The 13750-nt window shown below is 30.8% G+C and carries 12 protein-coding genes, 4 tRNA genes and 1 other annotated feature; of the genes, 11 read left to right on the top strand and 5 right to left on the bottom strand.

Annotation, left to right across the window (positions count from 1 at the left end):
* The first annotated feature begins 479 nt into the window (after positions 1-479).
* The 3 genes from CLRAG_RS07210 (at position 480) to dapB (ending at position 3301) form a co-directional block, all read left to right on the top strand.
* Positions 480-1472, top strand: coding sequence for an aspartate-semialdehyde dehydrogenase (locus CLRAG_RS07210; RefSeq protein ID WP_065077792.1), 993 nt, complete (start codon positions 480-482; stop codon positions 1470-1472).
* Positions 1473-1528: 56 nt separating this feature from the next.
* Positions 1529-2410, top strand: a complete 882-nt coding sequence (gene dapA / locus CLRAG_RS07205) for a 4-hydroxy-tetrahydrodipicolinate synthase (RefSeq protein ID WP_013240080.1) — start codon at positions 1529-1531, stop codon at positions 2408-2410.
* Between the two features lie 138 nt (positions 2411-2548).
* Complete coding sequence (gene dapB, locus CLRAG_RS07200) at positions 2549-3301, top strand: 4-hydroxy-tetrahydrodipicolinate reductase (RefSeq protein WP_065077791.1); 753 nt, start codon at positions 2549-2551, stop codon at positions 3299-3301.
* A 100-nt stretch (positions 3302-3401) separates the two neighbouring features.
* Here dapB and CLRAG_RS07195 read toward each other — a convergent pair whose 3' ends face one another.
* Positions 3402-4553, bottom strand: a complete 1152-nt coding sequence (locus CLRAG_RS07195; protein WP_065077790.1) for a pyridoxal phosphate-dependent aminotransferase — start codon at positions 4551-4553, stop codon at positions 3402-3404.
* A 127-nt stretch (positions 4554-4680) separates the two neighbouring features.
* On the opposite strand from CLRAG_RS07195, the gene CLRAG_RS07190 reads away from it, so the two are divergent.
* On the top strand, positions 4681-5343 hold the full coding sequence (locus CLRAG_RS07190) for a L,D-transpeptidase family protein (RefSeq protein ID WP_065077789.1): 663 nt from the start codon (positions 4681-4683) through the stop codon (positions 5341-5343).
* A gap of 139 nt (positions 5344-5482) precedes the next feature.
* On the opposite strand, the gene CLRAG_RS07185 is transcribed toward CLRAG_RS07190, so the two are convergent.
* From CLRAG_RS07185 to CLRAG_RS07170, 4 genes are all read right to left on the bottom strand, one after another.
* A tRNA-Cys gene (locus tag CLRAG_RS07185) sits at positions 5483-5556 on the bottom strand.
* Between the two features lie 5 nt (positions 5557-5561).
* Positions 5562-5636 (bottom strand) — tRNA-Gly (locus CLRAG_RS07180).
* A gap of 12 nt (positions 5637-5648) precedes the next feature.
* Positions 5649-5724, bottom strand: a tRNA-Phe gene (locus CLRAG_RS07175).
* Positions 5725-5787: 63 nt separating this feature from the next.
* A tRNA-Val gene (locus CLRAG_RS07170) sits at positions 5788-5863 on the bottom strand.
* Between the two features lie 244 nt (positions 5864-6107).
* Between CLRAG_RS07170 and ytxC the strand changes: the two genes are divergently transcribed.
* The 7 genes from ytxC to pheS all read left to right on the top strand — a co-directional run bounded on the left by ytxC (position 6108) and on the right by pheS (position 13493).
* Positions 6108-7007, top strand: a complete 900-nt coding sequence (gene ytxC, locus CLRAG_RS07165; RefSeq protein WP_065077788.1) for a putative sporulation protein YtxC — start codon at positions 6108-6110, stop codon at positions 7005-7007.
* An 893-nt stretch (positions 7008-7900) separates the two neighbouring features.
* A complete protein-coding gene (thrS, locus tag CLRAG_RS07160; RefSeq protein WP_065077787.1) occupies positions 7901-9814 on the top strand; it encodes a threonine--tRNA ligase in 1914 nt (637 codons plus the stop codon).
* 199 nt (positions 9815-10013) lie between these two features.
* Entirely contained in the window at positions 10014-10535 is a 522-nt protein-coding gene (infC, locus tag CLRAG_RS07155) for a translation initiation factor IF-3 (protein WP_065077786.1), read from the top strand.
* Positions 10536-10554: 19 nt separating this feature from the next.
* Positions 10555-10752 carry a 50S ribosomal protein L35 gene (gene rpmI / locus CLRAG_RS07150; protein ID WP_013240073.1) on the top strand — a complete coding sequence of 66 codons (198 nt, stop codon included), beginning with the start codon at positions 10555-10557 and terminating at the stop codon, positions 10750-10752.
* A gap of 28 nt (positions 10753-10780) precedes the next feature.
* Positions 10781-11140, top strand: coding sequence for a 50S ribosomal protein L20 (gene rplT / locus CLRAG_RS07145; RefSeq protein WP_013240072.1), 360 nt, complete (start codon positions 10781-10783; stop codon positions 11138-11140).
* Positions 11141-11218: 78 nt separating this feature from the next.
* Complete coding sequence (locus tag CLRAG_RS07140; RefSeq protein ID WP_065077785.1) at positions 11219-12001, top strand: TrmH family RNA methyltransferase; 783 nt, start codon at positions 11219-11221, stop codon at positions 11999-12001.
* Between the two features lie 191 nt (positions 12002-12192).
* Positions 12193-12418 (top strand) — a binding site (T-box leader).
* 61 nt (positions 12419-12479) lie between these two features.
* Positions 12480-13493 carry a phenylalanine--tRNA ligase subunit alpha gene (gene pheS, locus CLRAG_RS07135; protein WP_065077784.1) on the top strand — a complete coding sequence of 338 codons (1014 nt, stop codon included), beginning with the start codon at positions 12480-12482 and terminating at the stop codon, positions 13491-13493.
* Positions 13494-13750 lie beyond the last annotated feature (257 nt).

The following is a 13750-nucleotide window of genomic DNA, read 5'->3' as shown; positions in this document are numbered from 1 at the left end:
CACTTTTACTATAGATTATTTTTACCCCAAAAGCGAGATTTATACATACTATAATTATTATAGAATAAATACATAATATACTATAATAATTATAGTATATATTTTAAATATAATATACATTTAAAGAAGCAATTTCAATGACATGCACATAACTATAGGAATATTATGGTCATAAAATAAGTTTTCCAAGTAGAATTATTATTTGACTTTTAAACTAAAACAATTAATTTTATTCTAAAATGCATTATATGTTGCATATAATGCATTAAGCAGTATGAAGTATGCGCTATTTTTAATTCCCAATAATATTTATTTCTATGAACATATTTCAAAAGTTTAGTGTAAAATATTTAGTAAGATATATTTAAAATTAAATAGGTTATCTTTATTAAGATATCATGGTATTATATTTAATAATAGATCTTAAACTTAAATATTTAATCAATTTATATTATAAAATTTTTAGGAGGAATATTAAAATGAGTTGTAACGTGGCAGTAGTTGGATGTACTGGAATGGTAGGAAGAAAATTTATAGAGGTGCTGGAAGAAAGAGATTTTCCAATAGAAAAATTGTATTTGTTTGCATCTGCTAAATCAAGTGGAAAAATATTAAAATTTAAAGATAAAGATTATACTGTAGAGGAATTAAAAGAAGATAACATAAAAAATAAAAAAATAGATATTGCTCTTTTCTCAGCAGGTGGAAGTGTAAGCCTTAAATTTGCACCTGTATTTTCAAAATATGGTGCAGTAGTTATAGATAATAGTAGTGCTTGGAGAATGGATAAAGAGGTACCTTTGGTGGTTCCTGAAGTAAATCCAGAGGATATAAAATGGAATAAAGGTATAATTGCAAATCCTAATTGTTCGACTATACAAGCCATAGTGGCAATTAAACCTCTTTATGATAAATATGGAGTAGAAAGAATTGTATATTCTACATACCAGGCTGTATCTGGCGCTGGAATGGGAGGATATAATGATTTACTAGAAGGATATAAGGGAAATGCACCTAAGAAGTTTCCATATCCAATAGCAGGAAATATACTTCCTCATATAGATGTATTTTTGGAAAATGGATACACTAAAGAAGAAATGAAAATGGTAAACGAAACAAGAAAAATATTACATGATGATACTTTGAGAGTTACAGCTACTACAGCAAGAGTACCAGTAACTTATTCTCATAGTGAAAGTATAAATGTAGAACTTAAAAAAGACTTTAAAATAGAGGATATTTTTGAATTGTACAAGAATGCTACTGGAGTAGTGTTAAAAGATGATGTGGACAATTTAGTATATCCAATGCCAATAGAGGCAGCAGGAAAAGATGAAGTATTTGTAGGAAGAATAAGAAGGGACTTTAGCGTAGAGAATGGATTAAATCTATGGGTTGTAGCAGATAACATAAGAAAAGGCGCTGCTACTAATGCTGTTCAAATAGCAGAATGCATAGTTAAGGATAAATAACAATACATTTTAAGATGATAAGCATATTAAATTTCAATTGAGAAGGGGTGCTTTTAATGAGCTTATTTAAAGGTTCAGGGGTAGCTATTATTACCCCATTTAATGATAATGGGGTGGACTTTGATAAATTAAAAGAATTGCTTGAGTGGCAAATAAAATCAGGCACAGATGCAATAATAATTTGTGGGACTACAGGTGAAGCTTCCACTATGACTGAAAAGGAAAGAAAAGATACAATAAAATTTACAGTAGATACTGTTAATAAGAGAATACCAGTTATTGCAGGTACAGGCAGTAATTGTACAGAATCTGCCGTAAACATGAGTAAATGGGCAGAAAGTATAGGAGTAGATGGAGTTCTTGTAATCACACCTTACTATAATAAAACTACACAAAAGGGATTGATAGAGCATTTTAAGGCAGTGTCTTCAGCTATAAAAACTCCTATTGTAGTATATAATGTACCTGGAAGAACGGGATTAAATATACAGCCTAAAACTTTAAAAGAATTATGCAAATTGGATAATGTGGTAGCTGTTAAAGAAGCCAGTGGAAATATAAGTCAAATTGCTAAAATGAAAGCTCTATGTGGGGATGATATTGATTTATATTCTGGAAATGATGATCAGACAGTTCCTATAATGTCTTTAGGAGGGCTTGGAGTTATATCTGTTCTAGCAAATATTATTCCTAAAGATATGCATGATATGTGTAAATTATTTTTAGAGGGCAATGTAAAAGAAGCACTAAAGATGCAATTAAAGGCCCTTACACTTATGAATACTATGTTCATAGAAACAAATCCTATACCTATAAAAACTGCTATGAATGTTTTGAATATGAATGTTGGAAATTTAAGACTTCCACTTTGTGACATGTCTAAGGAAAATTTGGATGTTTTAAAATCAGAGCTTAAAAACTATGGACTTTTAAAATAAAAAACAAGTCTATTTAAATTATTGTGTAAAACGAAAGTTAACTTTCTTTAATTTAACGTGAAAGATTTATTTCTTTCACGTTAATCAATATGTGACTTTGTAATTAATGATTATTAAATAGTTTGAGGAGAGGTTTAAATGATTAAAATTATACTAAGTGGATGTAATGGTAAAATGGGAAAAGTAATAACCAATTTAGTAGAGGATTTCCCGGACTTATCCATATCTGCAGGAATAGATAAGAAAAATGAAAAATTAGAATTTCCTGTGTTTACCAATATATTAGAATGTAATGTAGAAGGAGATGTGATATTAGACTTTTCAAGACCGGATTCCTTGGATTCACTTCTACAATATGGTAAGAAACATAATATAGGAATTATATTTTGTACTACAGGATATAGTGAAGAACAAATTAAAAAAATTCAGGAAGCCTCAAAGTCTATTCCAATTTTTAGATCTGCCAATATGTCTATAGGTATAAATGTCATAAATAAAGTATTAAAAGATGTAAGTGCTCTTTTATATAAAAACTTTGATATAGAGATAATAGAAAAACATCATAATCAAAAAGTGGATGCTCCAAGTGGAACAGCATTACTTTTAGCAGATACAATAAAGAATTCTATACCAGAAAAGGTTGACTATGTAAACGGAAGAGAAGGAATTAGAAAGAGAGTTCACAACGAAATAGGCATTCATGCCGTAAGAGGTGGAACTATAGTAGGAGAACATGAAGTTATATTTGCAGGTCAGGGTGAGACTATTGAGATAAAGCATACTGCTATTTCAAGAGAGGTTTTTGCCGTAGGAGCACTTCATGCTTGTGAGTTTATGTATAAGAGAGAAAAAGGCTTTTATTCAATGGAAAATGTAATTAATGGTAAATAATATAAAGGGCTGTTCACTAATTAGTGTGTCAGCCCTTTTAAAGTGTACATATGTTTTTAAACAATTGACCATTAATAATGGAAAACTATGGAGGGTTTATTTATATTTTTAAAGTGCCTAACCATTTTTCTATTTTTGATAGAGATAATTTAAGTTCTTCCATACTGTAGGCATAAGATATTCTCACATGAGCTTCTCCACCTGGTCCAAAAGCTGAACCTGGTACTATGGCTACACCACCTTCTTTTAGAAGTTTTTCACAGAAATCATTGCTGTTCATGCCAAATTTTTTTATTGATGGAAATATGTAAAAAGCACCTTTGGGTAGGTTTACCTCGAATCCCAAGGATTTTAACCTGTTGAAAACATAATCTCTTCTTTCCATAAATTTAGACTTCATGTAGTTTACATCTTCCATACAGCTTTTTAAACCTTCATAAGCTCCCCATTGAGAAATGGAAGGAGCACAGGATACATTGTATTGGTGCACTTTTATTATCTCATTCATAAAGTATGTGTTTGCACATACATAGCCTATTCTAAGACCTGTCATTGAGAACATTTTGGAAAAACCACCTATTAAAATAACTTTATCCTTTATTTCCTTGTATTGTGCAATAGAGTAATAATTTTTTTCAAAGCATAATGAAGCATATATTTCGTCACTTAACACTAATACATCATTTGCTTTCAGTAAATTAAATAAATTAGTACTGTCTTCTTTAGACAAAATAGCACCTGTTGGATTACAAGGATAGGAGAGAACTATTAATTTAGGATTTTCTTTCTCTAATATTTTTTTTAAACTGTCAAAATTAATAGAAAAGTCATCGTTTAAACTGTAGTTTAGTACACTTCCACCTAAAATTTTTACACAGCTTTCATAAGCAGGATAGGCAGGGGTTGGTATCAATACTTTATCACCTGTATTTACAAGAGTTGCAAATACATCCATTAAAGCTTCGCTTCCGCCTATGGTAATGCAGGTTTCTTCTGCAGTATAATGTATGTTTAAATTTGCAAGATATTTTGATATTTCTTCTCGGAGCTCTATAATTCCAGCATTTGAGGTATATCCGGTTTTATTTTCTTCAATAGACTGTATCATGGCTGCCTTAATTTTTTTAGGTACATTAAAATCAGGCTGACCTAAGGTTAAAGATATGGCATCCGGGTAGTTAACTAACTTGTTATAAAATTTTCTAATACCTGAAAGTTCTATAGAACTAATATTTTTTGATATACTATTCAAATTTTCACTTCCAATCTATATATTTATTTATTTGAATTGTACTCTAATTCATAAAATTATTCCACTTTTTATATATACGTATATTTTCATTATGAAATAAAACACTAGTAAAGTGGAGGTGTAATTTTTGAGAAAAATATCTTTTGTATTATTGTTAATTTTGTTTTTCCCTAATGCATCGATAATTAGAGCTAAGGAATCCAAGAAAAACCTTGGAATACTGGTAGATATTACAGAAGAAATGCTGTATCTTATTGATAAAGATAAAAACACAATTATAAGAAAATATCCTGTGGCTAGCGGTAAATCTGAAACACCTTCACCTATAGGAACTTGGAAGGTTGTCAGTATGGCTTCTTGGAGCGGAGGCTTTGGCACAAGATGGATAGGATTAAATGTCCCCTGGGGTAAATTTGGAATACATGGTACAAATAAACCGCATAGTATAGGAGGTCAGGCTTCTCATGGATGTATAAGAATGCTTAACAGCGATGTAGAAGATTTATATAATTACGTTTATTATGGTATGATTGTAGCTGTTTATGGCGGTCCGTATGGCCCCTTTGGAAAAGAATTGAGAATATTAACCCCTGGAGTTCGGGGAGCAGATGTGTATGAAATACAGAGAATGTTAAAAGATGCGGGATACTACTGTGGAAGTATGGATGGTATCTATGGAGAGAGTATGAAAAAATGTGTGATGAAATTTAGAAGGGATAATAAACTTCCGGAAAGCCATGATGTGGATAAGAATTTTTATAAAAAGCTTAGAATAATGTTGATGGACTAATTTCCACAATAATAGCTACTATTGCATAGGCTTATTATTTGTGATATATTTTGTGCACCATAAGTAATTGACTTTTAGCTGTATTACAATACTCTTCATACAATAAAAAAAGCAGTCCATTGAATAGACTACTTTTTTATGGAGGCGCCATCCAGATTTGAACTGGAGATAAAGGTTTTGCAGACCTCTGCCTTACCACTTGGCTATAGCGCCATTATTGGAGCGGAAGACGAGATTCGAACTCGCGACGTTCACCTTGGCAAGGTGACGCTCTACCACTGAGCCACTCCCGCATATTTTAAATCTGGTGGCCAGACCAGGAATCGAACCAGGGACACGAGGATTTTCAGTCCTCTGCTCTACCGACTGAGCTATCTGGCCAAAGACAATACATTATCTCGAATATTTATAAACTACACTCTAAAGAAGTAATAGTATATAAATTGGTGGGCACAACAGGGCTCGAACCTGTGACCCTCTGCTTGTAAGGCAGATGCTCTCCCAGCTGAGCTATGCGCCCTTACGACAATATTGTCACAACAGTTAATATTATATCTTGGTATATGTATATTGTCAATACTTGTGCATTAAATATTTGTAATAATTTTATCTAATGGCTGCCTACTATAATATTCCCACTAAATAAGATTCATTGATAAATTAATTGGGTATTTCTGGAGAATTTAGCTGTCGATATTTGACAATAGAAATTTGAATATAGATTTATTTTAGACACATACTATTTTGGAAGGGAGTGTTGAGAGGTGCTGTTATTGACTATGGTATATAGTAAAGAAAGAGAGTGTATAATCCAGGGAATAAGAGATTTAAAAGAATATTTTAAAAATAAGAATGTGCTCATTGGAATATATGAAAATATTGAAAAAGGTACTCACTTCCTTAAGGTGTTTTGTGATGGTGAAATTAACAATAAACTTATGAATATATTTAATATGTGTGTTTCAAATATAATTTACAATATATTGGTAGATGAATTTTATGAAAAAGATGCTATGCTTTTTTTATCAGATACGTATTTCTTTTTAAAATATGAAGATTTAGAGAAAATTGGAGAAAAGAGCATGGAAGTATTAAAGGGAAGAAGCACAATTATAGATGAAAATTCCATTTACTGTATAAATAAGAAAAACGATATCTTGGATAAAATATCAGATTGTATGGCTGAAAATAAGGAAATAAACGTAGATGGTTTTATAACTTTTAGAAAAAAAGAAATTTTCAATGATTTAGAGGTCATAGTTGATAAAGTAGTTGAAAAATATATGGTAGAAAAAGAATACGATGAATTTATAAAACTTTTAAAGTATTTTGTGGATATCCAAGAGAGCAAAATAGATTATGTAAATATAATTATTGATAATGATGGAAGCTATATTATAAAAAATAAAAAAGGAGAAGAAATAACAGATAATTTTTTTAGAGATTTAACGGAATTAAGATATGGTAGTGATACTCATTCTGATGATATTTTAATAAGTGCACTTATAACTAATTCACCCGAAAAAGTAGTTATTCACTGTGTGGAAAATTGTAAAAATACGGAACTTATTGATACTATTAAAAAAGTGTTTACGCATAAAGTACAATTTTGTAATAATTGCAGTATCTGCAAGACTATAAAAAATAGTTTAAATAGGGTGTAGATATTTGAGACCCAATTTAGTAGGACCTTAGTTAATTACTCAACTTCACAGTTTGAAAAAATTATGGAGCAATTTAGTTGAAAGTTGACAATTGATAGTTAACAGTTAAGGTGGATTTTTTCCGTTATACTACAAAAAAATCTTTAATTAAACTTTTGAAAGCTCGTTTTGTTAAAGCAAAACATTGATGGTCCTATAAATTTAAAGATTTTTTGCGATAGCTAAAAATTATCCTTCACTGTCAATTGTCCACTATCAACTTTCAACTAAAAAATTACGTTGCAATTTTTTATATTAAGCCAAAATTTCATATGTTCGGAAGTTAATTATTCAGAGTATGATTTAAATTTTTGCGTAGAAACTTTAGTATACTATAAAATTGGACAACTATTGAATAAAAAAGTTATATTTTATATTGACATACCCATTGTAGAATAATATAATAAGCTCAAATAGGATAAAGGCTATGAAAAGGAAAAGTAAGTAAATCAATTACCTTAAGAGAGAAGGATTTTAAGCTGAAATATCCTTTAGGCAAGATTTATTGAATACCACCTTTGAGTTGCATACTGAAATTAAGTAAGTATTTCCCGCTAATCTGCGTTATGGATTCAAAGATAATAGCATATTGCTTTTAATTTTTTAATTAAAGCAGTTAGTTTAATATTATAAGTAATTGTGAAAAAAGTTTTAATTTACATCTAGTGTGTGTAGTGCATTTTTTTGCAGTATATTTATTTGTTTTATAAAAGATTAATGCTATTAATTTGGGTGGAACCGTGATAATACTCGCCCCATTTTGTGGGAGAGTTTTTTTATTGCTTAATTTTAAGTTTCAAGTACTGTTTGAAGGTAAATTCAGTATAAAACTAATTATATAAGGAGGAGTAAATATGATAAAGATAATCTTAAAAGATGGTAAAGAACTTGAAGTAGAAAAAGGATTAAAAGTAGCTGATATTGCAGCAAAATTAAGCACTTCACTTGGTAAAAAGGCTCTAGGAGCTAAAATAAATGGTAAAGTAGAAGAACTTAACAAGGAAGTTAATGAAGATTGTAAACTTGAAATTTTGACATTTGAAGATGAAGATGGAAAAAAGATATTGAGACATACTGGATCTCACATACTTGCACAAGCAATTAAAAGATTGTATCCAGAAGTGAAATTGGCTATAGGACCTTCTATAGATGATGGATTTTACTATGATATGGATGCTGATTTTTCATTTACACCGGAATTGCTTGAAAAAATTGAAGGTGAGATGAATAAGATAATAAAAGAAAATGAAAAATTGGAGAGATTTGAACTTCCAAGAGATGAAGCTATAAAATTAATGGAAGAAAAGAATGAGCCTTATAAAGTTCAGCTTATAAAAGATTTGCCTGAAGATGAAGTTATATCTTTTTATAAACAAGGAGATTTTGTAGATTTATGTGCAGGACCTCATGTACCATCAACAGGTAAAGTTAAAGTTGTAAAACTTCTTTCGATTGCAGGAGCTTATTGGAGAGGAAATGAAAAGAACAAAATGCTCCAGAGAATATATGGTACTGCCTTTGAAAAAAAGAATGACCTTAAAGATTATTTAACAATGATGGAAGAGGCTAAAAAGAGAGATCATAGAAAGCTTGGAAAGGAACTTGATCTTTTCAGCATACATGAAGAAGGACCTGGATTCCCATTTTTCCATCCAAAGGGAATGATCATAAGAAATGAACTTCAAAATTACTGGAGACAAGTTCACCACAAAGCAGGATATGATGAGATAATGACTCCTATTATATTAAATGAAGAATTGTGGCATCAATCAGGACATTGGGATCATTATAAAGAAAATATGTATTTTACAAAAATAGATGATGAAGATTATGCTATAAAGCCAATGAACTGCCCTGGTTCTATACTCGTTTATAAGAACAAAATACACTCTTATAGAGACCTTCCTATAAGATATGGTGAAATGGGAATTGTTCATAGACATGAAAAATCTGGAGCTCTTCATGGACTCATGAGGGTAAGATGCTTTACTCAAGATGATGCTCACATATTTATGACTAAAGATAATATGAAAGATGAAATAGTAAAGGTAATAAAACTTATAGACAGTTTCTATAAAGTGTTTAAATTTGAGTATTTCGTTGAATTATCAACAAGACCTGAAGATTCTATGGGAAGTGATGAAGACTGGGAAGCTGCAACTGAAGGACTTAAAGATGCATTAAAATCAGTAGGACTTGATTATAAAGTAAATGAAGGAGATGGAGCTTTCTACGGACCTAAGATAGATTTCCACTTAAAAGATTCCATAGGAAGAACTTGGCAGTGTGGAACTGTTCAATTGGATTTCCAGATGCCAGAAAGATTTGATTTAACTTATATTGGAGCAGATGGGGAAAAGCACAGACCAGTTATGGTTCACAGAGTTGTATTTGGATCTATAGAAAGATTTATAGGAATTTTGATAGAGAACTATGCAGGAGCATTTCCAGCTTGGCTTGCACCAGTACAAGTTGAAGTAATGAATATTACTGATGCCCAAGATGACTACGTAAATGAAGTAGCTGAAAAGTTAAAGGAAAATGATATAAGAGTAGAATCAGATATGAGAAATGAGAAGATAGGATATAAGATAAGAGAAGCTCAAATGCAGAAAGTTCCTTATATGATTGTACTAGGAGAAAAAGAAATGAAAGATAAAACTATATCTGTAAGAAGCAGAAAAGGTGGAGATATGGGAACTATGGCACTAGATGACTTCATTTCAAAACTTAAAGATGAAATAGATAAAAAAATAAGCGATATATAATTAAAATTATATATTGACTATAAGCTATAACAATAGTATAATATAATTCGTTAAGAAGAAACTAGCCGTTTCTCACCTTACGGCACAGCCAGTAAGGTTATGAAGATTTCTTAATTAAAAGGATTCTTTATTATTGATGTATTCAAAGGACGGCGGTAGCTGTCCTTTTTTATATGCTTTGTTAAATTCCACCTAGGAGGTGAAAATCATTAATAAAAGTTTTCTTATAAATCAGGATATAGTAGAAAAAGAAGTAAGAGTTATTTCAGATGATGGAAGTCAAATGGGAATTATATCATCAAAAGAAGCATTAAGACTTGCAGAAGAAAAGGAATTGGATTTGGTTATGATATCTCCAAATGCAAAGCCACCGGTTTGTAAAATCATGAATTATGGGAAATTTATGTATGAGCAGGTTAAAAAAGATAAAGAGGCTAGAAAAAAACAGAAAGTTGTTAATATAAAAGAAGTTAGATTTAGCCCTAAAATAGAAGAACATGATATTTCCATTAAAGCTAAAAATGCAAGAAAATTTTTACTTGCAGGAGATAAAGTTAAAGTTACTGTAAGATTTAGAGGAAGGGAAGCTGATTATTCCTTTATAGGTAAAAAAATTTTAGATATATTTCATTCTAAACTTCAGGATGTTTGTGTAATAGAAAGGCAACCTAAGCTTGAAGGAAGAAACATGATAATGTTTTTATCAGCAAAGAAAGCATAATTGAGAGGAGGAATTTATTATGCCAAAAATGAAAACTAAAAGAAGTGTAGCAAAAAGATTTAAGATTACAGGAACTGGTAAGTTAAAGAGATCAAAAGCTTTTAAAAGTCATATACTTACAAAGAAAAGTGCAAAAACTAAAAGAAATTTAAGAAAAGCAGGACTTGTTTCAGAAACTCAAGAAAAAATTATGAAAAAATTAATGCCTTACGTATAATTGAAGGATTCTAAAAGGAGGTTTTACTATGGCAAGAGTAAAAAGAGCAGTAAACGCTCGTAAACATCATAAAAAAATATTAAAGCTTGCAAAAGGTTATTATGGCGGAAAAAGTAGATTATTTAGAACTGCTAATGAAACAGTTTTAAGGGCTCTAAGATATTCATATATAGGAAGAAGATTAAAGAAGAGGGACTTTAGAAAGTTATGGATAGCTAGAATAAATGCTGCAACTAGAATGAATGGACTTTCATATTCCAAGTTTATAAATGGAATAAAGACTGCAGGCATTAATATGAATAGAAAGATGCTTTCAGAAATAGCTATAAATGATCCTAAAGGATTTACTGAATTAGTTGAAGTAGCTAAAAAACAATTAAATGCATAATATTATATTACATAAGGAGTACAGCATAATTTTGCTGTACTTTTTTATAGGCAAATTATCATAATAAGGTGGACTATTATGGATATAATTAAAAGTAAAGATAATGCACATATAAAAGAAGTAAAAAAGTTAAAGGAAAAGAAATACAGGGTTCAAGAGGGCAAGTTTTTAATAGAAGGTTTTAGGTTTGTAAGAGAGGCGCTTTATTCTGATTTCAAAATATCTTCAATTTTTCTAAGCAATGACTTTGCAGATAAGTGGGAAAAATTTTTGTTAAAAGAAAACTTTGAATGCCATTTTCCTGTGTATTTTATGGAAAAAGGTGTATTTAAGGCTATGGTAAATACTGAAAATCCTCAGGGAATAGCTGCGGTAGTGGAAAATAGGGAGTTGAAAGTTAAAAAAGAAAATGGATTTTATGTATTGGCAGATAAGATTCAAGATCCAGGCAATATGGGTACTATAATAAGAAGTGCACATGCTTCTGGAGCTTTAGGGGTTATAATTACAAAGGGAACGGTAGATATATACAATGAGAAGACATTGAGATCAACAATGGGATCTATATTTCATGTACCTGTGATCTATGATGAGGACTTGAAAAAAGTAAAACTTCTCAGGAAAAATGGATTTAAGTTGATAGGAAGTTCTCTGGACACGGATATTAACTTTTATAGTGCAAATTTAAAGGGAAAAGTTATAATTGCAGTGGGAAATGAAGGAAATGGTCTTAGCAAAACCATACAGGATGTTTCTGATATAAAGGTAAAGATACCAATGCCAGGTGGTGCTGAATCATTAAATGTGTCTGCAGCGGCGTCCATAATGATGTTCGAAGCAGTAAGACAAAATTTAATTTAATGTTGACAATATGTAAATATATATGTAAAATTTAAAGATATAAACAGAGTTCTTGACATCAGATGGAGTTTTGACTCCACCTGATGCTTAGAAATCGTTATCCAGGGACTTAGCTGCTCTTTACTCCAACTTGGAGAAGTGGGAGTATTAGAGCAGGTAGTCATCGGATAAATAATAAAAGTTGAATAAGAACACTTACTGTGAAAGAGAAAGTAGATATATGATTTTTATCAGAGAAAAAAAGTCAGGGCTGGAAGCTTTTTTTAAAATATTATATATTGAAGTTCCTCCTGGAGTACTGGCTGTGAAATTATAATTAGCAGTCAGCGGTTAATTATCGTTAAAATATACAAAGAGGATATTATTTTCTAATAGTATCAATTTGGGTGGTAACGCGGATCAAAGTTCGTCCCTTAGAGGGATGGGCTTTTTATTTTTGTTTTAAATTAAAAAGATTGTAGTGAAAGGAGAGCTTAAAATGAAAGAAGAATTAAAACAGATAAAGGAAAATGCCTTTAGCGAATTAAAAAATAAAAAGTTAGATATAGAGGATATAAGAGTTAAATATCTAGGTAAAAAGGGAGAACTTACAAAAATACTCAGGGGCATGAAGGATCTTTCCAAAGAAGAAAGACCTGCAATTGGTAAGCTTGCCAATGAAGTGAGGAGTACACTGGAAAATGCTATAGAAGAGGCATCAAAAAAGATAAAATCAAGTGCTACGCAAGCAAAGCTGCAGAATGAAACCATTGATATTACTATGCCTGGTATAAAGCAAACTGTAGGAAAGCGTCATCCGCTAGAACAAACACTAGAAGAGATGAAACAGATATTTATTTCTATGGGATTTACTATAGAAGAAGGTCCTGAAGTAGAGAAGGATTATTATAACTTTGAAGCACTTAACATACCTAAAAATCATCCAGCAAGGGGTGAACAGGACACCTTTTATATAAATGAGAATGTAGTGCTTAGAACTCAAACTTCTCCAATACAGGTAAGAACTATGGAAAAACAAAAACCTCCAATAAAGATGATATCTCCAGGTAAAGTTTATCGTTCAGATTCAGTGGATGCCACTCATTCACCTATATTTTATCAAATGGAAGGTCTAGTAGTTGACAAAGGTATAACTTTTGCAAATTTAAAAGGTACTCTTGAACTATTTGCTAAAAAGTTATTCGGAAATGACATAAGTACAAAATTCAGACCTCATCATTTCCCTTTTACAGAACCTTCTGCAGAAATGGATGCCAGTTGCTTTGTATGCCATGGAAAAGGATGCAGGGTATGTAAGGGAGAAGGATGGATAGAACTTTTAGGATGTGGAATGGTTCATCCTCAGGTACTTAGAAATTGTGGAATAGATCCTGAAGTTTACAGTGGATTTGCTTTTGGAATGGGTGTAGATAGGATGGTCATGTTAAAATACGGAATAGATGATATAAGAAACATGTATGAAAGTGACATGAGATTTTTAAATCAATTTTAATAGAGTTTCTAGATTGAAATTGGCATATACCGCCGAATAAGCTGACAAATTTCATCACCGTAAAAACTTTTAATAAGTCTAAAGTTCGATATTTTGAAAATCTAAGAAGCTTAGCTAAACTCGTACCTCAAACATATCTAAACTCCTAAGATTTTCTAAAATATCTCGCTAAGACTTATTAAAAAAGTTTTTAAACGTGATTTCAATTTTGTCATCATATTGGCGGATATAGGTTCAATTTCATTTAGAATCTTATG

It is taken from the genome of Clostridium ragsdalei P11 (assembly GCF_001675165.1).
Taxonomy (GTDB): domain Bacteria; phylum Bacillota; class Clostridia; order Clostridiales; family Clostridiaceae; genus Clostridium_B; species Clostridium_B ragsdalei.
Note: the sequence above shows the minus strand (reverse complement) of the source record. Positions and strands in the feature narration are given on the sequence as shown.

What these genes read in the sequence shown, in the direction of transcription:
- CLRAG_RS07210 (WP_065077792.1), top strand. Translation starts at nt 480, where the DNA reads ATGAGTTGTAACGTGGCAGTAGTTGGATGTACTGGAATGGTAGGAAGA.
- dapA (WP_013240080.1), top strand. Translation starts at nt 1,529, where the DNA reads ATGAGCTTATTTAAAGGTTCAGGGGTAGCTATTATTACCCCATTTAAT.
- dapB (WP_065077791.1), top strand. Translation starts at nt 2,549, where the DNA reads ATGATTAAAATTATACTAAGTGGATGTAATGGTAAAATGGGAAAAGTA.
- thrS (WP_065077787.1), top strand. Translation starts at nt 7,901, where the DNA reads ATGATAAAGATAATCTTAAAAGATGGTAAAGAACTTGAAGTAGAAAAA.
- rpmI (WP_013240073.1), top strand. Translation starts at nt 10,555, where the DNA reads ATGCCAAAAATGAAAACTAAAAGAAGTGTAGCAAAAAGATTTAAGATT.
- rplT (WP_013240072.1), top strand. Translation starts at nt 10,781, where the DNA reads ATGGCAAGAGTAAAAAGAGCAGTAAACGCTCGTAAACATCATAAAAAA.
- CLRAG_RS07140 (WP_065077785.1), top strand. Translation starts at nt 11,219, where the DNA reads ATGGATATAATTAAAAGTAAAGATAATGCACATATAAAAGAAGTAAAA.
- pheS (WP_065077784.1), top strand. Translation starts at nt 12,480, where the DNA reads ATGAAAGAAGAATTAAAACAGATAAAGGAAAATGCCTTTAGCGAATTA.